Here is a 21,086-nt window from a genome sequence, read left to right as displayed (position 1 = left end):
GCCCCGCCACCACGGCAACGTGGCCCCTTCGTCTAGCGGTCTAGGACGCGGCCCTTTCACGGCTGAAACACGGGTTCGATTCCCGTAGGGGTCACCAACGCTGTAATTGCTCACTTTTTTACCTCTGCTGCAGTTGCTCGTGCCCCCGGAAGAATGGCCACCGTGCCCCCGGTCATCCGCTGAGCAGCACCGCGGGCAATCATCAGGGCCCGCGCGCGCTTGCCGTAGTGGCGCACCATCTCGGGCGACATGCCCAGAATTTCGCCGACCTCGCTGTCATTGAGCCCACATTCGAGCAGGTAGCAGCAGGCGTTCTTGCGCAGCCCATGGAAGGTGAACCGCGCGCCTTCGGCAATCATCTCGCGGGCGATGAGGTCGGCGAGCACGTCCTTGACGGCCGGCTTTTCCATCAAATCCCTGAGGCGCTCCTGGATGGCGCCGGCGTCCCGGAAGGGCTTATTCGTTCGGTCGTAGAGCAGCGTGACGGAACAGCGAGCCAGTTTCGCGAGCTCGTCGATCCAGAGCGGGTGCATGGGGACCGCGACGTGTTTGCGGACACCACCCTTGCGCCGCTTCTGTTGCGGGAATTCCATGATCCCATCGTTGATCCAGCCGTACTGCATTCGGACGCAGTCTCCGATTCGCTGGCCGGAACATAGGCCGGTGATGATGGCGAGACGGGTCATCGGCGTCGCCTCCGCCAAGCACACCTGGAGCAGATCAGCCGGCCAGGGTTCGTGCTCGCCGATCGCGAGCATCGGCACCTCGGCAGCGGGGTTGCTGTCCCGCCAGTCGATCTGCATTGCGTACTTCATCAGCGATTTGAGCACGCTGAGCAGGATCGCGGCGTTGCCCGGCTTATCCTTGAACTCATCCCGCATCTTGTAGATGTGGGACGGCCGAATGCCGGCGACCGTGCGATGACCGTGCTTCTCGGCGAGCCAGTCGAGGAAGCGACCTTGGTTGGCGCAGGTTTTCGAGTCCTTGCGCTGCCACTCCTGCGAGCCTCGATACTCGATCACAAGCGCAGCTATCGTTCCCTTGGCCGCCTTCCGTGCCGCCGGCTCGGGGGCCGACAGGCGGGTGTATTCGTCAAGGAAGTCAGGGCTATCGATCGCCGGAAGGCGAACGTAGGTGTCCTTACCACCGATTTTTCGTCGGAAGTACAGGTGCCCGTGTCGTTCGGTTACGTTCTTCAATTGAAGTCGTCCCACGAATCATCCCTCTCGCGCGCCGATCCGACAGGCTGAGAGATTCGGAACTGCTTGGCAATGAGGTGGTCGAGCTGTGCGCGGGCCCAGAGGACGTTGCCCTCCTCGCGCACGCCGCACTCGCCAAACCGCTTCAGGAACGTTCCCTGAGATACGCCCATATAACGAGCCGCGACGTCGGACGTCATCCGAGCCGGCCAGTCTGGGAGGCGCTCGAGGACTTCCGGTTTCATCCCCGGCTTCCTCCCCCACCAAGGGAGGGGTTCAGAAGGGCGAGGATGGCGTCGTGCGCTCCGGTAAAGGTTGGCTCCTTTCCGGCGCGCTTCATCCTGCGGCAGTACGACGCCACCTCGCGTGCGCATTCACGGATCGTCGCTTCCCGCTCCACGGGTACGCCCTCGGTGGAGAGGGCGACGACGCGATCAGTCGCGGCATCCAAAAGCTCGATGATTCCTTCTTCGGAATCATGCCGGGCGCCCAATCCCGCCCGCGCATAGAAGCCCAGGCTGTTCGGTAGAGTATCGATGCGAGCAAGATCGAGGGCCTTATAGATCACCTCCCGCAAGGTATCGTCCGTCATGCTGATTCCTCCATTGGAGCGAGGCGGTAGGCAACGATGTCCTCCCCAAAGCCGCCATGCGTCCAAACCCAATCATGTGCAGGTCTGGCGTCCCTACCGATGCGGTGATCGCCATCGCGAAATCGGACTTCGACGAGCGCGGCTGGCGGGACCGGAGAGGTGCCTCCGAACCATGAAATCCATTCGTGATCGACCTGACGAGAGTCGCGCACGTATATGTCCGTGCGGATACTGCGGTTGCCACAGAACGGGCACTCCCGCAGGGTATCGTCCGTCATGCTGATTCTCCGGGGGTGGCGGCGCGGGTGTCGCTGTCCAGCCATGCGTCGTGCTGCACGTCTTCGGTCAGTTCGAACGCGTCGTCATCGCGCAGACAGTTTCGGGCGCAGTTGAAACCATCGTTCCATGCGCTCTCGATCAGCACCCGCTCTCGCTCTGCTGCAGCCTGTAGGGCGGCGATGCGCGCATGAGCGGCTGCTTGGACGATGTCTGTGCCGTCCCGCTCTCCTGCCAAGATCAACGCGGAATTGTGAGAGTTGGGGCGAACCTTCGCCGCCGCCTCGCGATCGACCTGCTCGACCGGAACGGTTTCAGGGTGTGACATGGGGGTGGTCCTTGGTGGAATTATCGCGCTGCTGAATCGAGAACCGCAGCGTCGTGATGTCGTAGCCGCGATCGATCAGAACTTGGCGAAGAGGCTTGCCGTCGAAAACGGGCGCGCGTTCGAATGCTCCGGCGAGAACGCGGGCATCCGGGCTGTTCGCTCCAGAGCCGCCGTGGCAATAGTAGACGTCCAGCCCCATGTCCGCCGTTCGGCCATAGACGGCCTTCAACTCGCCCGGTTTTGCGATCGGTGAGCGCCAACGCTTCGCCATCACTTCACCTCCAGGGCGTGAGCGAGGGCACGAAGGGCGGCGGCAGTTCTCGCCAGCGGCTCGGTTTCAGCTAGTGCGTGCACAGCCTCTCCCGAGGGCGGCACCGCGTCGCAGAAGAACATCGAGGGATCGCGCGACAGGGCGGAATGACCGCTGCGGTACATCGTGTCGGGCGGGAACAGTCCGGTCGCGGCGTCGAGCGAGGCGGTGGGATCCAACCAGCGTTGTAGCGGACTGACGTAGCCCTTTCCGCATGAGAGCAGCGCCTCACGGCCCAAGTGCCGATCCGGCCCCGTCGCCTGCTCGACCCGCAAAGCCAGCGCGAGGAGTTGTTCTTTGGTGGGGGTTGTCATGCTGCGCTGCCCTGCGCACGAGGCTGCCTGCGCTTGGCGTCCTCGATGTACCCGCAGTCCATGCAGAACCATCCCGGCACCCTCATGAAAATGAAGTAGTGCCGACCGCTTGGGTGGCATGGGCAGAGTGGAGGGCTCATTTGGCCCTCCGATCCAAAATCAACTTGACCGGGCTCTGACGATCAGCGTGGTGAACCGTTACGCGGAAGGCCCCCACCAGCGGCAGACCGGCCGCCTCGACGGCCTCTCTTTCGGTGGGGAAGCGGCGATCCAAGTTATTGTATCCACTCATGCCGGGTCGGCTATCGCGGACGAACCAACTTACGAGGAACGGATTGCCCTTAACCTTTCCGGGGAGTTCTCCGATTTGCCATGGCTTGGTCGTCATCGTCTTGCCTCCGTAACCGACACCGCTTATATAAGCGACACCGGTTACACAGTCAATAAGCGGTTGCGGAAATATGATGCCCTCGACAGATAAAGCGGTAGCGGATAGTTCCCGGCGAATGGGACGGCCCCCGCTTGGAGTGCGACCGCTGACGGTGCGCCTATCGGACGACGTGCTGACGCGCATTGAAGCGCTCGCCGGCAAAAACCGCACAGCGAAGTTCATCCGCGAAGCCGTCGAAGAGAAGCTGGCGCGAGACGAGAAAGCCTGACCGCTCATCCTTCCCCCTCCTCACCCTGGCTGGGTGACGGTTGGGAGAGGGCTTGGTGAAGCGACTTCGCTTCTTCGCTGAAGCGCTCGAAGGCATTGGCCGTGCGATCGGCACCTTCCCAGCCACCTGTGCGGCGCCTGTCCCGCATAATTCCGGCTGACATTTCGAGGCCGCGGTAGAGGCGTCGTGCCCGCTCCACCAGCTCATCCCGTTGGGGTGCTGACGTGGTGAGGGCGGCAAGGACCGCATCGACCGTTTCGGCTGCGTCGTTATAGAATTCCTCTTGGCTCCGCGAATACGGAGCGCCCTCGCGCTGCATCTCGATATCGGCAACAGCATGGATTGCCGCCTCCCGCAGCACGTCTGACGCTGGTGCGCTCTGTTGCTTGGGGGTGTAGGCGATGATGTCGTATTCGTTCGGTCGCCAGTTCCCGATTTTGGTGCCCACACTCCAGCTATCGCATTCAGCCTCACCCGTTTCGCCGCACCGAAACAGCACCGGCCCGCCATCCCAATCCTCGGGCGCGCTGTCTCCGCCGTGCCACGGCTTCATGCCGTCCGGGATAGCTGGTGCGCTCTGTTGGGGTGGGGTGGGTGCATCCCCCGGTTCGGATTGTGCGCTGCGCTCTGCGTCGGAGAAGGCGAGCATGGCGCGGATCGCGGGGCCAATACCCACATAAGCATCCTCGGCTGACCCGTTGCTACCGGAGAGGATGACAGTTTGCAGGGCGAGAAAGCCGCTAACCGCCTCGGCCAGCACCTCGCGCGCCCGCTGTTCACGGTTGGTCGTCATTGAGCGCTCCACTTGCAGCGCAGCCACTCGCCGAACGAAAGGCCGCTGTCGTGATCGAGGAATTGGCGGTACCGCTTCTGCGAGCGGGTCTGCTTGGCTCTGGCGGTGGCGACGGGCTATGCTCGGTCACGTACCGGTCACCGGCTCGGGTAACGCGGAACAGGTCCATCTCGCCTGTGAGCGCCGATCCCTTATGGCGCGTCATCAGACCGCGCGCGACCAGCGTCACGCAATGCGGGTGATCGATGCTGCCCTCGCCGGTCACGAAGTGGTTCCGGTACCGCCGGCCGCGCCCGTACTGGTCCACCCCGAGCGAATGCTGGAGGATGTGGAGGCACGCCTCCGAGAGCGCCACCTCGGCGATATCGGGGGTGTCAGGCATTGGCGTTGCTCCCGTTCCGGGCACGTCGTGCCCGCGACTTGGCGATACGAACGGTCAGCGGGATCGGGCACCCTCGGGGAGCAACAGCGCCACACTTCTGGCAGGGGAAGCTGTCGAGGATGTCCCCGCACTCGATACGCTCAGGCATTGGCTCCTCCTGTGGTGGGAGCAGCGGGGAGCGCAGCGCGTGCTTCCGCCTCTGTGGCGTGCTCGGTAAAGGTGAGCCGCTCATCCGCATCCTCATCGTCGGTGACGCGAACCGCGCACCAGATGCTCGGCAGAGGAGTAGCGACGTTGATTTCGATCACATGGTTGCCGGGCTCCGGATCGATGTAATCGATCACCTCGCCAGGCGACCACATGCAGCTCTCGCTGCCATAGTCGTCGGGCGGGTAGAACCACTCAGGCACGGCTATCTTCCGCAGCCGCGCGTTCTCCGCGTCCAAAGCCTCGATGAGATCGAGGAGGGCGGGGAGCACTGTGCGAATCGCCGCGATCAGGTGGGCGTTTGCGGCCTGCTCTGGCGTGTGACTATCGCGCTCTGGCCCCGGCTCCTTCTCGACCGATGCAAGATGCTGGCCGCTCGGACCAAGGATGGTCGGAATGCGATGCCAATCGCCATCGAAGCGCCACGGTCCCGCCGTCGCCGCCTCATGCAACCGCCTCAGCTCCGCTATATCGATGGGGTGGGATACGTTCGTCATTGGGCGTCTCCCCCTTCGGGGGCCGCGCTCTCGCCTTCGGTCGAGCCGCTTCGCGTCTCGCCGGCTGACGCCGCTTCGATCGCTGACGCGTTCCAGCGCACGAACGACAGTGCCGATCGCTCGTCGTCAACGCCAGTGGAGGGCAAGCCGAAGTCGGCAGGATGCGCGATCGGCTGCGGAAGCAGGATATCCGCCTCCGACATCTCGACATGGAGGGGACGGCCGCCGTTCTCTCGAACGGAGATCATCTCCTTGATTTCGGCGATCTGGCTAGCAACCCCGTCGCGCCCTTTGCCTTGATCAATGATCACCAAGGCGGTCCTGAGGCCAGCGAGGAGGCCTGTTTCAAATGAATGCTGGTCCATCAGCACACCATCCCCGCCGCGCGGGCGAGACGCTCTATCAACGAAGGGCGCTGGATGGGCTCGTCGCGAAAGACATCGGCATACCGACGCTTCATCTCAGGGCTTGAGACATAGCCAGCGAGGCGGTGGGGAGTGCGCGATTGCATCTTCGATCTTTGCAGCGGGCCTTGTTAGGTGCCCGCTGCTCCCTGGTGGAAATTGGTCAGCCCTTGGCGCCCTTCAGCGCCTCGATCCGCGCGACGCCGTATTCCCGCAGCTCCGTCGCCTCGTCGTCGTTGAGGTGCGGGGCGAGCGCGGAGACGCGGCTGTTGACGTCGGGCGCCGTGGTGGCGGCGTCGACCTCGGCCTTGGCGCTGGCGAGCGTGACGGCCTCGCCGCGATCGGTGTCAGCGGGGCCTTCGGTGGGGTCGGTGACTGGCTCAGCGTCGACCACTTCCCCGGCCGGCGTCGCCTGGTGCTCGATCATCGCGGCCGTCAGCGGCGTCGCCACCGGCTTGGCCGCCGCGATCACGTCCTCGACCTCCTCGGTGGTCTGGTAACCGAGCATCACGTCGGGCGCGTAGAAGCGGACGAGGAACGTCGCCGAGCGATACCGCAGCATCACCTCGGGCATCGTCTTATACTTCGGGTTGGACGTCCACTGCTCGGCGCGCGCCATCGCCATGTCGCAGGTGAAGGACACCTCCTCGCCGGTATCGGCCAGCGTAGCGAATGCGGTGACGGAGAGGTCCTCGCCTTTTCCCTCGACGCGCCACCCGATCCGGCCCTTGAACACCCCGGAGGCATTGGCACGCGCGATCATATACTGAGCCGCGAAGCCGGCCTTGCCCTTCACGATGTGGATGTTCTGCATGACGACGAGCGGCATTTCGCCCATCTTCTCGGCCATCTGGATAGCGATCAGGCAGTTGGCGATACCCTCCTCGAAGGTCTTGCCGCGCAGGCTGTCGGGGATCAGCGGCGACATGGCGAACATCTTCGCCTGGTCCTTCAGGATCGCGTAGCGCTCGCGCTGGGGCGACAGCGCCGGCACGTTGGCTCGCTGGGTGTCGTCGGTGGTCTGCAACTGCGTTGCCATTGTCGTTCTCCGTCAGAAAGGGATGTAAAGTTCGGTGTCGAAGCGCTCGACGAGCGTGTGAGCCTCGGTCACCGCAAGGAACGGCCAGAGCACGAAGAAGCGCTTGCCGGGGATGAGCTTGGCGAGCCGCCGCGCCTCCGCCTCCGCCGCTTCGGGCGACGGGTGCTTGACCGTCGGCTGTCCGCCGTCCTCGGCCCAGACGAGCCAAAACGGAGGCTCCTGTGTCTCGTTCGCCATCGTCATGCCTCCTCGAAAATGCGGGTGTCGGTGGTGGTGTCGGCTGCAGCCGACCAAGCGAGCTCGTGACCCTCGATGTCGTCGATTTGCTTGCGCGCCCACACCGGCAGCCCGACCTGTGCGGGCTCGTCGGCGTAGCCGGGCCAGCGGTCGGCGCTGAGGCATTCGGCGAACTTGCGGATCGCCTGCCGGTTCAGCCAGCGACCGCGCTCGATGTCCTCGCCCGGCAGCTCGTACAGCGCGACGCAGTACGGCGGTTCCTTCTCGACGACGACATGCACCCAATGCGTCGGGTAATGGCCGTACACCGCCTTGATGCCGTCCGCGTAGAAGGCTGCGGACTGGTGATAGCCGAAGTTGGCGATTGCCCGCTTGAACCCGTCCGGGCTGGCATTGGTCGGCGCCACGAACTTCAGGTCCGACACGACCATGACGTCGCGCTTCTCGAGGATGCTGTTCGGGCGGAAGTCGGGGCGGGCGCGGAGCCAAACGCCGGTTTCCGGATCTTGCCAGGCCAGCGTTTCCTCGGTGACGCCGTTGGTGAGCGTCGCCATTGCGAGGCTGTTGCGTCGGATCGCATCGGCGACTGCGCGGACGATCTCCGCGTCCTGGTGGCGGAGCACCGTCTTGCCAGCTTCCTCCGCCTGCGCCGCCTCGAAGATGGCGTCGGCGTGCTTGCTGGTTGCCGCGCGGGAGAAGCCTTCCGGCAGCACATGGTAATGCTCAGCCCACCGCTCGCTCAGCAGCAGCACGTCGTGCGCGGCCTTGCCGATGCTGAAATGCGGTTTCGCTTCCTCCGGTGGCCGCGACGGGTTCATCGGGCTGTCGAACCAGAAGTGGAACGGCGACTTGTTCAGCAGCGTCTTTGCGCCCGTCGACGACAGCGACGGCGCCGGCAGCAGGTCAGGGTTGCGGTGATAGTCCTCGGCGTCGATATCGGGATAGGCGCCGGGCGCGGTGATGACGAAGCGCCGCGGCGTGCCGCGCAGCGCCGCCCACGGATCGGGCTTCACCGGCGCCGGCTCGCCGACCGGTAGCTGCCGTTGGTCGGCACCGGGATTGCGCTCGCGCTTCGGGCCGTCCGCCTTCGGCCGCGGCATCGGCACCGCGCCCATGTCTTTCAGCAAGCGGCGGATTTCCGTGATCTTCATGTCGAGGCCACGCTGATCACTCGGCGATGACGGGTAGGGCCTGAACTGCTCGACATCGCCGAACCGGAACACCGCGCGCGGGTGCTTGCTGCCGTCCTCGAACCGGACGGACACGCCGGGCCAGCGCTCGACCTCCCGCTCGATCGCGGCCTCGTAATCACGCCGGGTCACAGCCGCACCTCGACGATCTTCTCCGCCTTCAGCGGCACGATCCGCTTGGGCTGGTGGTCGACATGCCGCCACACCGGCTTGCCCTGCCGGATCGCGTAGATGTGAAGCGTCACCCGGCCGGTCTCGATATCCGTCACCCGGATGACGAACCGGTCCTTGTGGATCGACGTCGCGGTCGCGTGCTCCAGCGCCTCGTCGAAGCTGGCTCGATCGCCGATGCTCCACATACGGCCGTCGTCGGCCAAGCGCAGCATCTCGAACGTCTCGCGGACGATCGGCTGCGGGCGGATGTTGGCGAGGGCGGTCACTGGCTCGATCCCTTCGCGCGCTGCGGTGTCGGCAGAGCCGGCAAGTCACGCGTGTCCATCGTCAGCGGCGGCGTGATGAAGTCCATCCAAGCGACAACGACACCGGTGCCCCGTGCCATGTCGCCGAGTTCTTCTAGCCGCTCGATATCCTCGGGGACGCAGCCCTGACGGCCCTCGTACATCGTCGCGGCGACGCCGACATACAGTCGGTGCCAGATCTGGCCCGAGTGCGCCCGCTCACCAACAACGGCTACGATATGGCGACCGCGCCGATGATCAGCATCCGGCACGTCGAAGCACCATTCGGTTTGCAGTGGCGCGTTCATTCCGCACCGCCCAACGCATCTTCCGCCGTGTTGATCGCGTGCCAACAAGCATCGTGCATCGCGGTGTCATTACGGTCGCGGTTCCAATACTCCGCGATGCTTTCGAGCGCCTCCCGCATCGCCTTGTGGGAATCCAGCAGAACGGCGATGTCAGCCTTGCTCGGCGACACGCGGCTATCCCACACTGCCCGTTCAAGCCGCTCCAGCGGCCCCGGCGTATCCGTTGCTGACATCACATCCAGCTCCCAACAAAGACGATCAGAACAACCCCAGCCGTTCCGATCAGGCAGGCGGTCCAGTCGGACGCAGTGGCCGACAGGAGGGCGGTTAGGGGGAGGGGCTTCACTTGCCCTGCTCCCGGGCTGCATCTTCGCGAGCGTTGTCCACGCCAGCGGCCCAATGGGCGTATGCCTTACTTCCTCTCGGGAAGAGCCGGTTCGGCGTGTCGGGCATCGTATAGCCGACGGCATAAGCGTTCCCGCCACCGCCCATGCCCCGATACTTCTCGGGATCGGGGCGCATCTTCCGGAGGCCGTCATAGGCCGCCTGATGCGAGGGCTCCTTGAAGAGCCGACGTCGCGGCCCACTCACAGCCCCACCCCCACCGGAGCGCCGGCGTGAAACCGCGCCGACCGCAGCAGATCGTCGATTGCCGGGCCGCGACCGTTCGGTCCCCACCAACCAAGCGAGCCGTACGGGCTGTCGCTGATTTCCGGCGCGTCCAGCGTCGCCTCGATCGCCGCGAGCGCGGACTTCGCCTCCTTGGCCTTCATGCCGAGGATGAAAGCGGCGGGGCCTGTCGCTGTGGCGGCGAGGCGCTCGACCTCGGCGAGCTTGGCGCTGTGGCTGGCCAGCATGGCGATCAGCCTGTCGAGCTTCTCACCGAAGCCGTCCGCGCGGATCGCGGCATGGTTCGCCTGGCGCTTGCCAAGCATCGCGGGCGGGCACCAGCGGCTTTCGTAGCGGTCGAGAATATGTGCGGCCGTGGCCACGGGTTCCTCCTAGTCGCCGGGAGGGCGATGGGAGGAATGTGCATCAAGTGCACACCGCGGTCAAGCTCAAAAGTGCATCATATGCACATTTTATCCCGGCCACTCTTCGTCCGGCCAGAAACCCGATTCGATCCCAATGCGCTGAACCTCGTCCAACGGGGTCTGCTCACGCTCAAAGGGTAGGGTGGGTTCAGCCCCATCGAAGGCGACACGGATCAGCGCGCCGTAGCTCGTGTGGCGCTGGTAGATGGCCGTGAGCTGGCGGCCGTTGCGGATCATGCCGCCAATCCACGGGGCCCGCTCGGCTGTAAGGTATCCGATCTGGACGCGGCGGCAGGAATAAACTGCTACTGCGCGCGGGTCGGCTGGGTTCTTTGGCTCCAGGCGCATTTCGATCGGCTCGCCGGGCGAGCAAAGCCGTATTTCAAATCGCCGGCCGGGACCGCGCTTATTCGGATGGTCGGCGCCCACAACCGCAAGCGACAAGCACCTCAATCGCAATCACCTATTCTGATCAGGACAATCAGATTCGCCACGAAGTAGGTTGCCGGTCCATACCTCGTTCTTTAGTCCGCAGCCAGTCACCTGCCGAACTGCGTCGTGCATTCTACGGCTCAGTTCAGGAGACTTCCTGGTCAGCATGGCCTTGCTGGCCACGATTATCTCGCCGTGCGCGCGGGTGACTCGAAAGGTCGCGCCTTCGACCTTCACCTTGGTGGTCTTCGGCTCGTGATCAACCAAAAACAGCGCTAGTGCCGCCATCGCCAACATCACAGCCCCCTCGCAAACCAAATAGCACGCCCCTCGATCCGCAGATCATCCGCCTCGACCTCCTGGTCGGCGACCGCTTGGTTATCGGAAATGACCAAAATCCGGCCTTTCCCGATGTTGCGCAGCCGCTTGATCCCGGCGGCGCCGTGCACCGACACCCAATAGATCGCGTCCTGGCGCGCGAGCATCCGGTCGGTCGTATCGACCATGATCACGTCGCCCCAGTTGAGCGTCGGGTACATGCTGTCACCGATACCGGTCACCAGACGCAGCCGGTCGGACGGTGTGCGCGTGATGCCGCGGATGAATGCCAGGTCGAAGGAGACCGGCTCGGCCTCGACCCAGTCGTCTATCAGCGTGCCCGGACCCATCGAGAGGGACAAGTCGAGCTTCTGGATTTCCACGGTGTCAGTTGATGTTGGGACCGGAAGGTGAGGGGATGGCGTAGGCGCATGATCTGTAATGCCGAAGCGATACAGGACTTCGTCTCGGCTCACCCGAAGCACATCGGCCACCGCGTCGGCGCGACGGGCATTCAGCGCAACCTTACCGTTCGCGATCTTGTTGGCGACTGACCGCTCGACGCCCATCGGCCCGGCGAGATCGCCGTCCTTCAAGCCAAGCTCTGATTTTCGGGACTTCAGCCACTCAACATCCATGTGCCTATCTTGCACAAGCGCAGCATAGCTGTCGTGCGCATTGAGTGCACACTTTTCCGTTGACGAATGTGCATTAAGTGCACATAGTGTCACCATGTCCACGATGCTTGACGCCTACATGGCCGCGAACGGTCTCAAGGACGCGGAGTTCGCGTCCCAGATCGGCCGCGAACGATCGGTGGTTTCCAAGCTCCGCCGGGGCCGAATCAAGCCGACCCTGGAGTTGGCGGCAACGATCGAGGCGAAGACCGACGGCGCAGTGCCAATGAAGGCGTGGCTGGCCGAAGAGGTGAACGTCCCAGCGGACGCGCAGGAGGCCGCATAATGCCTCGCTTTCTTGCGACGATTGGGCTGACGATCCTCGTCACTCTGGTCGGTGACATCGCGCAGCGCGCGACAGGCTGGGAAGCCCTTCACGATTTCGCTTGGTACGCTTGCGGCGTCCTCGTTGCGCGTCGTCATCTTTGCTTTGCCTCGCCCGCGGAGGCTGCATGACCTTCGCGCCGATCTGCGACCGGATGCATATCCCCGGACTTGACGCCGCAATGGCGGAAGCCGGCATCACTGCGGACGACGTCGCGCGGTATCGTCAAGCGCACCTGCGGCGGTCCAAAGGCGACCTGCGGCATTGTCATTGCCGATCCCTTCGAACAGCCGGGCCATCTCGCGGAATATCGCTGCCATTTCGGCGCCCTCGTCTGGCGACAGCAGTCCTTTGCGCTTCAGCAGGAGTGTATTTGCTGTTGCGAGCGAGGCGGTATGCAAAGCGATTTGCAGCGCAGCATCCAGCACCTTTTCCGACATCGCGATCCCCCGAATCGTCCAGCGATCCGCATAGCACGGGCACTGTCCCCGCGGAGGCCGCATAATGGGCTGGGCCTATCTCGCAACCGTCCTGCTGTTGAACGCGCATCTGCTGTTCCTCGGATGGCGCATTCTCGTGCTCGAGCGGCAGGTGTCGAACCTCCGCAATTCGGCCGCCCTCCGCGTGCGCGGCGGTGCCGTCACTCCGGAGTTTCGCCGACAGCTGTCGCAACTTGAGATCGGATGCTCTCCCAGAGGCTCTCGTGATGGCTGAGCATGCTCTGAACAAGGAGGTGCGCACGCTCGCCTGCGTTGGGCGCTCGCTCGTAGAAGCGCTCCAATTCGCGCAGGCTCTGCTCGGCCACACGATCCGTCTCGCGGAGCGGATCAACCTGGGACGCGAGGATCGTCGTCCAGAGCGCTTCGACCGCAAATCGCAGCGACAGCAGCTGGGCGTCTCGGTCCAACTGATCTCGCTCCATCGAATCCACCCCTGCGTTTCCGTGTTGCCGCAGGGTATCGGAGGCGGGGAGGGGCGCAAGCCTCTCCTCGTTTCGGCGCAATGATTTCCCGCCGCGATCTCCCCGCGGCCAGTGGGAACCGGGCCCGCACCTTCCCCGGCGGCCCGGGTGTTCTCGTAGGCGCCCCACTTTCGGGGTCCGACCGCGCCGGCGGTCCTGACAATGGCCATCCTGCGGCCCCGTGCCGTCAACGCGAGGAGGCGCCCGCCGCGATGTGCTGCGGCGGTATAATGCTCGCGAAGGTTGGCAACGGCGCACCTTCTTCCGAGCGCTGCTCGCTCTGCGATGCTCACGCCGAGCACCCGGAGGCGCGGTTCTGCTCGTTCTCCGCGTGTCCGATGCGGGGGAGGGCGTAGATGCGCTACATCGATGTCTGCTCCGGCATCAGCGCGCCCACGGCGGCATGGAAGCCGCTGGGCTGGCAGGCGCTGTGCTTCGCCGAGATCGAGGCCGCTCCCCGCGCCGTGCTCGCTCATCATTATCCGGAGGTCCCGCTGCGCGACGGAACAGAATATGGGCCAGTTGACCTTCTTGTCGGAGGCACGCCCTGCCAGGATAACAGCATCGGATTTGCCGCCGGTGCAGGTGTTGCGGGCGCTGGCTTTGACGGCCCACGCGGGAGGCTCGCCTACGATTTCGCCGAACTTGTCGGCCGAAGCGGAGCGCGATGGTTCGTCTGGGAAAACGTCCCAAACATCCTCAACAAGAGGATGGCGCCCGGTTTCCTCCGCCTCGTCGGAAGGTTTGGCGAACTGGGGTTTGGCGTCGCATGGCGAGTGCTGGATGCGCGAGGGTTCCACCTTGCCGACCAACCTCGAAAGCGCATTCTGCTGGTCGGATATCGTGGAGACTGCGCCGCAGCCGGAGCGGTACTTTTTGAGCCCGAAGGCCCTGAATGGGATTTCGGCGCGCGAAAGGCAGCCGCGCCTGTTCTTACCGCTCGCGGGGGAATGGCTTTCGACGACAGAACTCCATGCATTCTGGAGCGCGATCGCCCCCGGATAGCCACTCCCCGCGAATGGGAGCGGGCGATGGGCTTCCCCGACGATTTCACCCTCGTTCCCCATCGTGGCAAGCCGATGGCGGACGGCCCCCGCTACAAGATGCTCGGCAACAGCATGGCCGTGCCGGTGCTGCGCTGGATCGGCCGGCGCATCGAGATGGTGGACGCGCTTCATGCCCGCGCCTCGGAGGCAGCATGATCCGCCACCTCAAGCGCGCCGCCACCGCATTGTTCGACCGCATCGCGCCCAGCGACCGTGCCTGGTCCGAGGATCGCTTCCCGGTCCTGCTGCACGCGGTCGGCGAGCACCAGCAACGCAGCCGCCAGCGCACAACAGAACGGCCGAGCAGTCGGATCGGGGGCGGAAGACACCATCACGGGAGCGTTACTAAATGACGCAGCGCAGCAATGTACGCCCGAACATTCGGCAGCTGACGGACGTCGATGTCCGCATGCTGCTCGCCGACGGGCTGATCCGGGCATGCAACCTGCCGAACCAGATCGGCGGCGGTACGCTCGGCCCGACGCGGGTCGCCATGGCGATCGGGTGCGAGGAAAAGACCGTCCGCCGTGCCCGCGACCAGGAGAGCACGCTGGGGCTGGCCTATACCGTCAACCTGCTCGACGTCCTGCCGACCGCGCTCGATGCGCTGTTCGCGGCGAAGGGCTACCGGCTCGCGCCGCTGGCGATCGCGGGGGCGCCCGACCTGATCGCCGCCGGCGGTGCCGCGATCCACAAGCTTGGCGTTGCGCGTGATCCGTCCAGTCCGGGTGGTACCGAGGAAACCGACGACGAGCTGGCGGGCATGGAGCAAGAAGTCGCGCGACTCGAGGAAGCGACGGCGGCACTGCGGTCGCGGATCGCGATGGCGAAGCTCCGGAGGGTGGCGGCATGAAGCGCACCTGCTCCTGCGGCGCGCCGATTGGGCCGAAGAATCGCACCGGCCTCTGTCGGGCTTGCGTGGCGAAGCGCAACAACGCCGATCCTGAGCTAGTCGCGCGGCGAAAGGCAGGTCTGGCGGCCCATTATGCCCGGCCAGGGGTAAAGGAGGCCAGCGCGCGCCGCCTTGCCGCGTACATGGCGAACATGCCCGAGGAACATCGGGAGGCGCGGCGTCAACGTGGCCGCGTCCTCGCTCGCGATGTCCTGCACCGTCCGGATGTTTTCGCGAAGACGCAGACTCCGGAGGTCCGTGCCGCGGTCGGAAAGAAGCGCACCGCGACCGTGCTGGCCTGGTGCCCGCCCGAACTCCGCGAGGCCTATCGCACGCTGGTCCAGTCCGGGATCCGCGCCGCCCAGGCCCGCGCGATGATCGAGGAGGAAATCCCCGGCACCGCCGCCCACGCGCGCAGGGTGATCGCCAACAACGACCTGAAAATGCGCCTCAAGCATGAGCGCGATCGAATGGAGGCATACTGAGATGTTCCAGTTCTTTGGCAAGTCGAAGCCTGTGCCGGAATCGCCCGGTGCCCGCGCCGCCCGCGAGCTCGCCCGGCTGGGGGCGAAGCAGCGCGCCGAGACCATCGCGCACCGCAAGGACCGGGTGACCCGCGCTCTGGAGCGGTTCGTCGATGCCGGCGGCGTCTGCCCGCTGCCGCCGCGTGATGCAGTTGTGGCCGGTATCCGTGAGGGGAGGGCGGCACGATGAGCAATGTGATCGCCGCCGATGAGCTGCGTCTTCTGGTGGAGCGCTATGAGCGCCTCACCGAGGAAGAGCAGGGCATCCGAGATGACAAAAAAGACGTCCTCGCTGAGGCAAAGAGCCGCGGGTACGACGTGAAGGCGATGCGCAAGCTGATCCGGCTGCGCGCCATGGACCCGCACAAGCGCGACGAGGAGGCCGCGATCCTCGCGACCTACTGCCATGCGCTCGGGATGCAGATCGAGTTCGCATTCTGATGGCGATCGAGCTGCCCTGGCCTCCGTCGATCCTGTCCGGCCATGCCAAAGGCAACGGCCGCTGGGCCAAGATCGGCGCGACGAAGAAGCATCGCGCCTGGGCCGCGGCGGCTACTCTGGCGGCTGGTGTTCGCGCGCCCGATGGCACCGGCGATATCCCGATCCACTTCATCTTTGTCCCGCCGGATCGGCGCGGTGACCGAACCAACTACCCGAACCGTCTGAAACCGGCGATCGATGGCATCGCAGAATCGCTGGGCATCAATGATCGTCGGTTCCTGCCGACCTACGAGTTCCGCGCACCGGAGAAGCCTGGACGGGTGCTGGTGGAGATTGGGGGGCGGCGATGACTGAGTTTCCCGAGCCGCTGACGCCATTGGAATGCGATCTCCGCGGCCTCGAATATATGCCGCTGCTTGGGACGCACCTATTCGGTTCCGAGTTCAATGCCCGCGCCAACGATAGCGAATGGCGCGCCGCGCTAACGCTGTGGTGGGCGGCGTGGTGTCAGGTGCCGGCGGCGTCGTTGCCGGACGACGATACTGCACTGTGCCGCTTCGCCGACCTCGGCCGCGATGTAAAGGCGTGGCGCAAGCTTCGGGAGCGCGCGCTCCACGGCTGGGTCAAGTGCAACGACGGCCGCCTCTATCATCCGACCCTCGCGAAACAGGCGCTCCTCGCATGGGACAAGCGCAAGCGTGAACGTAATGAACGTAGCGCAGATACTGAGCGCAAGGCGCGAGAGCGAGCTGACCGATCACGCATGTTCGCTGACTTGGCGGAGCTTGGTGTCACGCCGGAATGGAACATCAAGACACGTGACCTCCGGGAACTTGTCACCAAGTATTTGCCCGCAAAATCCGACAGAAATCACGAACCTGTCACGCGTGACATCCGGAAACCTGTCACATCAGATGTCACGGCTAAGACGGGACGGGACGGGACGGGACGGGACGATGATTTAATATCGCTTTCTTACGAAAGCTCACCGATTTCGCCGGAACCGAAATCGGATGACCCTCCTGCGCTTCGCCCCGAGCACGTGGTCGAGGCCTGGAACGAGATGGCGGAGCGGCGGAACCTTCCCCGCGTCGCCAAGCTCACGCCGGAGCGGAAGCGCAAGCTCCAGGTCCGGATCCGCGAACACCCGCTCGACGACTGGATGGCTGCGCTCGACGCGATCGAGCGGTCTTCGTTCCTCCTCGGCGACAACGATCGCGGGTGGCGGGCCGATTTCGATTTCCTGCTCCAGCCCAGCAGCTTCCAGAAACTCATCGAGGGACGGTATGACCGACCAGTCCAATAATCCGATCATAGATCGGCGCCGAGAGGTTGCGGCCTCGACGGGAGCCCGCACGCATCCGCTCGACATCGAAGGCTACTGCGCCTGGCTTAACCAGCACGAGAAGCGCCGTGGTCGCTGGGTCATCGTCGATCGTGACGGTGAGCGCCGCGTCGACTGGCAGACTGACGTCGCAACCGACGATTGGCTGAGGGAACGCGGGTTCGTTCCCGCCATCGGGAGCAAGGCATGAACGCGATCATCGACCACGACCAGTTCGCCCTCGGCCTCTCGCTGCCGCAGACCGAGACGTTCGACGACTGGCGCGCGTTGGGTCGCCGGCTGTGCCTGGGCGCCAGGGCGATGAACTGGCTCATCGGCGACTGGCTGATCGAGGGCTCGGAACGGTTCGGGGAGAAGGCGCGGGAGGAAGCGATCTCGATCTTCCGCAGCGATGTCGCTCGGTTCGACCCCATCGTCCGGACCTGCCGGCGGTTCCCGGAGCCGAAGCGGCACCCGGCGCTGACGTTCGGGCATCACCTCGCCGTTGCCGCGATCGAGGACGATGCCGAGGCGGAGCAGCTGCTGGAGGAGGCCGAGGGCACCGGGGCGACCGTCGCGATGCTGAAGGCTGCGGTGCGGCTGCGTGTAGCTGGATCGGCACTGCCTGGGTTCGAGGATGATGATCCCGTCGACGCCGCGATGCGCAAGATCGTGCAGGCCTGGAACCTGGCAAGCCGGGCGGCACGGCAGGAGTTCATCGAATTGGTCCACGAGTCCGACATGGGGGTGATTGAGCTATGACGACGCTGCATCCGACGATCCGTACCACCGATCCGGCTGAGGTTCGGGCGCTGTTCCTGAAGGGCGGCCACAAGGCGTTGGAGCGATGCTACGGCCGGTCGAACGACGTCACGCGGCAGCTGATCGCCTTGGCGGGTGGACCAGCGTTGCTCGAGGAGCGGGCGGCTGTCCAGAAATGCGGGCGGAAGGCGGGGAGGCGGTGATGCGACCGATGCCGCCAGTCGAAGCCATGCAGCCCGCGCCGGAGCGTTTCGTGCCGGCCGAGGATGTGCAGGAGTGGATCGTCGACACGTTTATCGCGGAGGACGGCGAACTGACTAATCCGGACCATGCTCATCTCGCCGACGCCGAAATCGGTGTGCTGTGGACCAACGTCGACAACGCCCGGAATATGCGGGTGGTGCTTGGCCAGGCCGAACTGATGCCGCCGATGGCGATGGGGAAGTGGCAGCGGTCCCGGGCAGTTGCTCAGATCGAAGAGTGGTTCGGGGGATTGCCTGATTTCCTGATCACGCTGTTCGCGCCGGCCGCCTCGACGATGAGCGATGCGCAATTTTGCGCGCTGATCGAGCACGAGCTATATCACTGTGCGCAGGAGCGGGACCAGTACGGTGCCCCGAAGTTCACCCGCGAGGGGGCGCCAAAGTTCGCGATCCGTGGCCATGACGTCGAGGAGTTCGTCGGCGTCGTTGCCCGGTATGGGGCAGCATCCGCAGGCGTTCAGGCGATGGTCGATGCCGCGAATCGTAGGCCGCTGATTGCCGCGGCTGACATCGCTGGTGCGTGCGGCACCTGCGGGTTGAAGGCGGCTTGACCATGGGCGACCGCAACCCCGCGATGAACGACGAGATCAGAACCTTTATTGTTCAAGCACTTGCGTGCTTCGACACACCGTCGATGGTGGTCGCCGCCGTAAAGGAAGAGTTCGGCGTCACCGTCACGCCGCAGGCCGTGCAAGCCTATGATCCGACCAAGTATGCCGGGCGCACCGTCGCGCAGAAGTGGCGGCAGATGTTCGAGGCCGGGCGCAAGTCGTTCCTCGAGAACGTCACTGACATCCCGATCGCCAACCGCGCGACCCGCGTCCGTGCCCTGAACCGCATGGCGCAGAAGGCCGAGACGATGAAGAATTTCGCGCTGGCTGCCCAGCTGCACAAGCAGGCCGCCGAGGAAATGGGCAACGCATACACGAACCGGCGCGAGGTGACCGGCAAGGACGGTGCGCCGCTGCCGGCCGCTGCGCCTGCCGTCGCGATCTTCGCGCTTCCGGACAATGGGAGGGATGGGTGAGCGAGTGGCCTGAGATCGAATACGACGGCAGGTATCCGGTCGATGAGGATTTTGTGGGATGGGGGAATTTCTCAGCGCCAGCGCTGAGCTTCGAAGCCGCTGGTGCTTGGCTCCTCCGCGAACTTCCACGCGCTGCCGAGCACATGTGCTGCTCGTGTCGCATCACGCGGGGCAAGAACATCGTCGGCAAGCCGGTGCATCGCATCAGCTTTAGCACGCTCGGATGGTCTGGCGCGGAAAGCATCATTGCTCTCATCAATCGGCGTGTCGATCTTGAGCATCACATGGTCAGCTGGCGCCGCGGTGGGCACTACGTGTTCGAGGTGCCGATCCGCAAGGACACGCGCACGGTCAGCGACATCCGGAAACGGGCATGGGCTACGCGGCGGGCCAGATACGGCGCTCGCGGCCATGCTGGACCATATTCGCGATCGTGAACGCCCCCGCTCGCATCCAGCCCGAGATTGTCCCCGGCACCACGATCGTCCCGCAGCCCGGCCCGCAAACTCGCTTCCTCTCATCGGCGGCGGATATCGCCATCTATGGAGGCGCCGCTGGCGGTGGCAAGACATGGGCGCTGCTCATGGAGCCGCTGCGGCACGTCTCGAACCCGCAGTTCGGCGCGGTGTTCTTCCGCCGTACGACGGTGCAGATTCGCAACGAGGGCGGCCTGTGGGACGAAAGCTCGGTCCTGTACCCGCAGCTCGGCGCCGAGCCGAAGGAACACGAACTCTGGTGGAAGTTCCCCGGCGGCGCCGCAGTCAGCTTCGCGCACCTTGAGCACGACAAGACCCGCTTCAACTACCAGGGCGCGCAGATCCCGCTCATCTGCTTCGACGAACTGACGCATTTCACGCCGACGCAGTTCTGGTACATGGTCAGCCGCAACCGCTCGATGTGCGGCGTCCGGCCCTACATCCGCGCGACGTGCAACCCGGATGCCGACAGCTGGGTCGCTGAGCTGATCGCGTGGTGGATCGACCAGGAAACCGGCGTTGCCATCCCCGAGCGATCTGGCGTGCTGCGCTGGTTCGTGCGCGTCGGCGAGGATCTGAAGTGGGCCGACGATCCTGCGGACCTCGCCTGCTACACCATGCTCAACGATGCCGGCGAGACGGTGCCGATCCCGCCGAAGTCGCTGACATTCATCCCGGCCAAGCTCACCGACAACAAGGCGCTGATGGCGGCCGATCCGGGCTACATGGCGTCGCTGCTCGCGCTACCGCTGGTCGAGCGTGAACGGCTGCTCGGCGGCAACTGGAAGATCAGGCCGGCAGCGGGGCTCTACTTCCAACGATCATGGTGCCGGGTGGTCGATGCGATCCCCGCCGGCACGGTGTTCGGGCGCGGCTACGACCTCGCCGCCACGCCGCCGACTGCGGAGAACCCGGACCCGGACAGCACCGATTCCACCAAGATCGGACGCATGCCGGACGGTCGATACATCGTCGTCGACAACCGCTGGACGCAGAGCACGCCGGCGGGCGTGGAGCGGTTCATCATGAACACCGCGACGCAGGACGGGCGAGCCTGCACCATCTCGCTGCCACAGGACCCCGGCCAAGCGGGCAAGTCCCAGGGGCAGCAATTCGTGAAGATGCTGGCGGGTTATGATGCGCGCGTATCGACCGAGACCGGCGACAAGGTGACGCGCTTCTCCCCATTCTCGGCGCAGTGCGAGGCCGGCAACGTTGATGTATTGCGCGGTGAGTGGAATGAGCGTTGGTTCACACAGCTTGAGGGGTTTCCAGTCGCGAAACACGATGATGCGGCGGACAGCACGTCGCGGGCATTCGAGATCGTGTCTCTTGGTTCGACTTATACCCTGAACAACCTCTAGCCCGCCGTAATCGTCAACCCCTCCCCG

Annotated in this window: 41 protein-coding genes and 1 tRNA gene; 18 read left to right on the top strand and 24 right to left on the bottom strand. The window is 64.8% G+C overall.

Features of this window, described 5'->3' with window-relative positions; genetic code table 11:
- The first annotated feature begins 21 nt into the window (after positions 1-21).
- A tRNA-Glu gene (locus tag AC2YHA_RS07240) sits at positions 22-97 on the top strand.
- 13 nt (positions 98-110) lie between these two features.
- Here AC2YHA_RS07240 and AC2YHA_RS07235 read toward each other — a convergent pair.
- From AC2YHA_RS07235 to AC2YHA_RS07205, 7 genes are all read right to left on the bottom strand, one after another.
- Complete coding sequence (locus tag AC2YHA_RS07235; protein ID WP_487400950.1) at positions 111-1,199, bottom strand: tyrosine-type recombinase/integrase; 1,089 nt, start codon at positions 1,197-1,199, stop codon at positions 111-113.
- Positions 1,196-1,444, bottom strand: coding sequence for a hypothetical protein (locus AC2YHA_RS07230; RefSeq protein WP_487400949.1), 249 nt, complete (start codon positions 1,442-1,444; stop codon positions 1,196-1,198). The genes AC2YHA_RS07235 and AC2YHA_RS07230 overlap by 4 nt, the downstream gene beginning before the upstream one ends.
- Positions 1,441-1,791 carry a hypothetical protein gene (locus AC2YHA_RS07225; RefSeq protein WP_487400948.1) on the bottom strand — a complete coding sequence of 117 codons (351 nt, stop codon included), beginning with the start codon at positions 1,789-1,791 and terminating at the stop codon, positions 1,441-1,443. Before AC2YHA_RS07225 ends, AC2YHA_RS07230 begins: the two co-directional genes overlap by 4 nt.
- A gap of 274 nt (positions 1,792-2,065) precedes the next feature.
- Complete coding sequence (locus AC2YHA_RS07220; protein WP_487400947.1) at positions 2,066-2,395, bottom strand: hypothetical protein; 330 nt, start codon at positions 2,393-2,395, stop codon at positions 2,066-2,068.
- Positions 2,382-2,666 carry a hypothetical protein gene (locus tag AC2YHA_RS07215; RefSeq protein ID WP_487400946.1) on the bottom strand — a complete coding sequence of 95 codons (285 nt, stop codon included), beginning with the start codon at positions 2,664-2,666 and terminating at the stop codon, positions 2,382-2,384. The genes AC2YHA_RS07220 and AC2YHA_RS07215 overlap by 14 nt, the downstream gene beginning before the upstream one ends.
- Positions 2,666-3,019 (bottom strand): hypothetical protein, encoded by a 354-nt coding sequence (locus AC2YHA_RS07210; RefSeq protein ID WP_487400945.1) that lies wholly within the window; start codon positions 3,017-3,019, stop codon positions 2,666-2,668. The genes AC2YHA_RS07215 and AC2YHA_RS07210 overlap by 1 nt, the downstream gene beginning before the upstream one ends.
- 136 nt (positions 3,020-3,155) lie before the next feature.
- Positions 3,156-3,407 (bottom strand): hypothetical protein, encoded by a 252-nt coding sequence (locus AC2YHA_RS07205; protein WP_487400944.1) that lies wholly within the window; start codon positions 3,405-3,407, stop codon positions 3,156-3,158.
- Between the two features lie 139 nt (positions 3,408-3,546).
- Here AC2YHA_RS07205 and AC2YHA_RS07200 point away from each other — a divergent pair, with 139 nt between their 5' ends.
- A complete protein-coding gene (locus tag AC2YHA_RS07200; protein ID WP_487400943.1) occupies positions 3,547-3,678 on the top strand; it encodes a hypothetical protein in 132 nt (43 codons plus the stop codon).
- Positions 3,679-3,682: 4 nt separating this feature from the next.
- Here AC2YHA_RS07200 and AC2YHA_RS07195 read toward each other — a convergent pair whose 3' ends face one another.
- The 14 genes from AC2YHA_RS07195 to AC2YHA_RS07130 all read right to left on the bottom strand — a co-directional run bounded on the left by AC2YHA_RS07195 (position 3,683) and on the right by AC2YHA_RS07130 (position 11,573).
- Complete coding sequence (locus AC2YHA_RS07195) at positions 3,683-4,471, bottom strand: hypothetical protein (RefSeq protein ID WP_487400942.1); 789 nt, start codon at positions 4,469-4,471, stop codon at positions 3,683-3,685.
- Complete coding sequence (locus AC2YHA_RS07190; protein ID WP_487400941.1) at positions 4,455-4,853, bottom strand: hypothetical protein; 399 nt, start codon at positions 4,851-4,853, stop codon at positions 4,455-4,457. The genes AC2YHA_RS07195 and AC2YHA_RS07190 overlap by 17 nt, the downstream gene beginning before the upstream one ends.
- 140 nt (positions 4,854-4,993) lie before the next feature.
- Entirely contained in the window at positions 4,994-5,557 is a 564-nt protein-coding gene (locus tag AC2YHA_RS07185; protein WP_487400940.1) for a hypothetical protein, read from the bottom strand.
- Positions 5,554-5,922, bottom strand: coding sequence for a hypothetical protein (locus tag AC2YHA_RS07180; protein ID WP_487400939.1), 369 nt, complete (start codon positions 5,920-5,922; stop codon positions 5,554-5,556). Before AC2YHA_RS07180 ends, AC2YHA_RS07185 begins: the two co-directional genes overlap by 4 nt.
- 202 nt (positions 5,923-6,124) lie before the next feature.
- Positions 6,125-7,000 (bottom strand): hypothetical protein, encoded by an 876-nt coding sequence (locus AC2YHA_RS07175; RefSeq protein ID WP_487400938.1) that lies wholly within the window; start codon positions 6,998-7,000, stop codon positions 6,125-6,127.
- Between the two features lie 12 nt (positions 7,001-7,012).
- The gene (locus AC2YHA_RS07170) at positions 7,013-7,237 is read right to left on the bottom strand and encodes a hypothetical protein (RefSeq protein WP_487400937.1); all 225 of its coding nucleotides are present in this window, start codon (positions 7,235-7,237) and stop codon (positions 7,013-7,015) included.
- Between the two features lie 2 nt (positions 7,238-7,239).
- Positions 7,240-8,559 (bottom strand): PD-(D/E)XK nuclease-like domain-containing protein, encoded by a 1,320-nt coding sequence (locus AC2YHA_RS07165; RefSeq protein ID WP_487400936.1) that lies wholly within the window; start codon positions 8,557-8,559, stop codon positions 7,240-7,242.
- On the bottom strand, positions 8,556-8,867 hold the full coding sequence (locus AC2YHA_RS07160; protein ID WP_487400935.1) for a hypothetical protein: 312 nt from the start codon (positions 8,865-8,867) through the stop codon (positions 8,556-8,558). The genes AC2YHA_RS07165 and AC2YHA_RS07160 overlap by 4 nt, the downstream gene beginning before the upstream one ends.
- The gene (locus AC2YHA_RS07155; RefSeq protein WP_487400934.1) at positions 8,864-9,193 is read right to left on the bottom strand and encodes a hypothetical protein; all 330 of its coding nucleotides are present in this window, start codon (positions 9,191-9,193) and stop codon (positions 8,864-8,866) included. Before AC2YHA_RS07155 ends, AC2YHA_RS07160 begins: the two co-directional genes overlap by 4 nt.
- A complete protein-coding gene (locus AC2YHA_RS07150; protein ID WP_487400933.1) occupies positions 9,190-9,426 on the bottom strand; it encodes a hypothetical protein in 237 nt (78 codons plus the stop codon). Before AC2YHA_RS07150 ends, AC2YHA_RS07155 begins: the two co-directional genes overlap by 4 nt.
- Before the next feature lie 354 nt (positions 9,427-9,780).
- Positions 9,781-10,185, bottom strand: coding sequence for a hypothetical protein (locus AC2YHA_RS07145; protein WP_487400932.1), 405 nt, complete (start codon positions 10,183-10,185; stop codon positions 9,781-9,783).
- Between the two features lie 90 nt (positions 10,186-10,275).
- On the bottom strand, positions 10,276-10,656 hold the full coding sequence (locus AC2YHA_RS07140) for an HIRAN domain-containing protein (RefSeq protein WP_487401718.1): 381 nt from the start codon (positions 10,654-10,656) through the stop codon (positions 10,276-10,278).
- Positions 10,657-10,686: 30 nt separating this feature from the next.
- Positions 10,687-10,956: a hypothetical protein gene (locus tag AC2YHA_RS07135; protein WP_487400931.1), complete on the bottom strand. Its 270-nt coding sequence runs from the start codon at positions 10,954-10,956 to the stop codon at positions 10,687-10,689.
- Positions 10,956-11,573, bottom strand: a complete 618-nt coding sequence (locus AC2YHA_RS07130) for a S24 family peptidase (protein ID WP_487400930.1) — start codon at positions 11,571-11,573, stop codon at positions 10,956-10,958. The genes AC2YHA_RS07135 and AC2YHA_RS07130 overlap by 1 nt, the downstream gene beginning before the upstream one ends.
- A gap of 145 nt (positions 11,574-11,718) precedes the next feature.
- Between AC2YHA_RS07130 and AC2YHA_RS07125 the strand changes: the two genes are divergently transcribed.
- On the top strand, positions 11,719-11,940 hold the full coding sequence (locus AC2YHA_RS07125; RefSeq protein WP_487400929.1) for a helix-turn-helix domain-containing protein: 222 nt from the start codon (positions 11,719-11,721) through the stop codon (positions 11,938-11,940).
- Positions 11,941-12,176: 236 nt separating this feature from the next.
- Here the strand turns inward: AC2YHA_RS07125 and AC2YHA_RS07120 are convergent, their stop codons facing one another.
- The gene (locus tag AC2YHA_RS07120) at positions 12,177-12,419 is read right to left on the bottom strand and encodes a hypothetical protein (protein ID WP_487400928.1); all 243 of its coding nucleotides are present in this window, start codon (positions 12,417-12,419) and stop codon (positions 12,177-12,179) included.
- Positions 12,420-12,483: 64 nt separating this feature from the next.
- Between AC2YHA_RS07120 and AC2YHA_RS07115 the strand changes: the two genes are divergently transcribed.
- The 3 genes from AC2YHA_RS07115 (at position 12,484) to AC2YHA_RS07105 (ending at position 14,142) form a co-directional block, all read left to right on the top strand.
- Positions 12,484-12,693: a hypothetical protein gene (locus tag AC2YHA_RS07115; RefSeq protein WP_487400927.1), complete on the top strand. Its 210-nt coding sequence runs from the start codon at positions 12,484-12,486 to the stop codon at positions 12,691-12,693.
- Positions 12,686-12,985 carry a hypothetical protein gene (locus AC2YHA_RS07110; RefSeq protein WP_487400926.1) on the top strand — a complete coding sequence of 100 codons (300 nt, stop codon included), beginning with the start codon at positions 12,686-12,688 and terminating at the stop codon, positions 12,983-12,985. The genes AC2YHA_RS07115 and AC2YHA_RS07110 overlap by 8 nt, the downstream gene beginning before the upstream one ends.
- A gap of 311 nt (positions 12,986-13,296) precedes the next feature.
- Complete coding sequence (locus tag AC2YHA_RS07105) at positions 13,297-14,142, top strand: DNA cytosine methyltransferase (protein ID WP_487400925.1); 846 nt, start codon at positions 13,297-13,299, stop codon at positions 14,140-14,142.
- On the opposite strand, the gene AC2YHA_RS07100 is transcribed toward AC2YHA_RS07105, so the two are convergent.
- The gene (locus AC2YHA_RS07100) at positions 14,115-14,318 is read right to left on the bottom strand and encodes a hypothetical protein (protein WP_487400924.1); all 204 of its coding nucleotides are present in this window, start codon (positions 14,316-14,318) and stop codon (positions 14,115-14,117) included. The two genes, AC2YHA_RS07105 and AC2YHA_RS07100, sit on opposite strands and share 28 nt — an antisense overlap.
- 17 nt (positions 14,319-14,335) lie before the next feature.
- Between AC2YHA_RS07100 and AC2YHA_RS07095 the strand changes: the two genes are divergently transcribed.
- Genes AC2YHA_RS07095 through AC2YHA_RS07045 form a run of 11 tightly spaced genes read left to right on the top strand, consistent with a single transcriptional unit; the run spans position 14,336 to position 19,219 of the window.
- Positions 14,336-14,839 (top strand): hypothetical protein, encoded by a 504-nt coding sequence (locus AC2YHA_RS07095; RefSeq protein WP_487400923.1) that lies wholly within the window; start codon positions 14,336-14,338, stop codon positions 14,837-14,839.
- On the top strand, positions 14,836-15,363 hold the full coding sequence (locus tag AC2YHA_RS07090) for a hypothetical protein (RefSeq protein WP_487400922.1): 528 nt from the start codon (positions 14,836-14,838) through the stop codon (positions 15,361-15,363). Before AC2YHA_RS07095 ends, AC2YHA_RS07090 begins: the two co-directional genes overlap by 4 nt.
- Position 15,364: 1 nt before the next feature.
- A complete protein-coding gene (locus AC2YHA_RS07085; protein ID WP_487400921.1) occupies positions 15,365-15,592 on the top strand; it encodes a hypothetical protein in 228 nt (75 codons plus the stop codon).
- A complete protein-coding gene (locus tag AC2YHA_RS07080; protein WP_487400920.1) occupies positions 15,589-15,843 on the top strand; it encodes a DUF2312 domain-containing protein in 255 nt (84 codons plus the stop codon). Before AC2YHA_RS07085 ends, AC2YHA_RS07080 begins: the two co-directional genes overlap by 4 nt.
- Positions 15,843-16,193, top strand: a complete 351-nt coding sequence (locus AC2YHA_RS07075; protein ID WP_487400919.1) for a hypothetical protein — start codon at positions 15,843-15,845, stop codon at positions 16,191-16,193. Before AC2YHA_RS07080 ends, AC2YHA_RS07075 begins: the two co-directional genes overlap by 1 nt.
- Entirely contained in the window at positions 16,190-17,149 is a 960-nt protein-coding gene (locus AC2YHA_RS07070; RefSeq protein WP_487400918.1) for a hypothetical protein, read from the top strand. The genes AC2YHA_RS07075 and AC2YHA_RS07070 overlap by 4 nt, the downstream gene beginning before the upstream one ends.
- Positions 17,130-17,378, top strand: coding sequence for a hypothetical protein (locus tag AC2YHA_RS07065; protein WP_487400917.1), 249 nt, complete (start codon positions 17,130-17,132; stop codon positions 17,376-17,378). The genes AC2YHA_RS07070 and AC2YHA_RS07065 overlap by 20 nt, the downstream gene beginning before the upstream one ends.
- Positions 17,375-17,929, top strand: coding sequence for a hypothetical protein (locus AC2YHA_RS07060; RefSeq protein ID WP_487400916.1), 555 nt, complete (start codon positions 17,375-17,377; stop codon positions 17,927-17,929). Before AC2YHA_RS07065 ends, AC2YHA_RS07060 begins: the two co-directional genes overlap by 4 nt.
- Positions 17,926-18,132 carry a hypothetical protein gene (locus tag AC2YHA_RS07055; RefSeq protein WP_487400915.1) on the top strand — a complete coding sequence of 69 codons (207 nt, stop codon included), beginning with the start codon at positions 17,926-17,928 and terminating at the stop codon, positions 18,130-18,132. Before AC2YHA_RS07060 ends, AC2YHA_RS07055 begins: the two co-directional genes overlap by 4 nt.
- Positions 18,132-18,743: a putative metallopeptidase gene (locus AC2YHA_RS07050; protein ID WP_487400914.1), complete on the top strand. Its 612-nt coding sequence runs from the start codon at positions 18,132-18,134 to the stop codon at positions 18,741-18,743. Before AC2YHA_RS07055 ends, AC2YHA_RS07050 begins: the two co-directional genes overlap by 1 nt.
- Positions 18,744-18,745: 2 nt before the next feature.
- Entirely contained in the window at positions 18,746-19,219 is a 474-nt protein-coding gene (locus AC2YHA_RS07045) for a DUF2280 domain-containing protein (RefSeq protein ID WP_487400913.1), read from the top strand.
- Positions 19,220-19,290: 71 nt separating this feature from the next.
- On the opposite strand, the gene AC2YHA_RS07040 is transcribed toward AC2YHA_RS07045, so the two are convergent.
- A complete protein-coding gene (locus AC2YHA_RS07040) occupies positions 19,291-19,500 on the bottom strand; it encodes a hypothetical protein (RefSeq protein ID WP_487400912.1) in 210 nt (69 codons plus the stop codon).
- A gap of 92 nt (positions 19,501-19,592) precedes the next feature.
- On the opposite strand from AC2YHA_RS07040, the gene terL reads away from it, so the two are divergent.
- Complete coding sequence (terL, locus tag AC2YHA_RS07035; RefSeq protein ID WP_487400911.1) at positions 19,593-21,059, top strand: phage terminase large subunit; 1,467 nt, start codon at positions 19,593-19,595, stop codon at positions 21,057-21,059.
- Positions 21,060-21,086: the final 27 nt, after the last annotated feature.

The organism is Sphingomonas sp. SRI_018, assembly GCF_057586275.1.
Note: the sequence above shows the minus strand (reverse complement) of the source record. Positions and strands in the feature narration are given on the sequence as shown.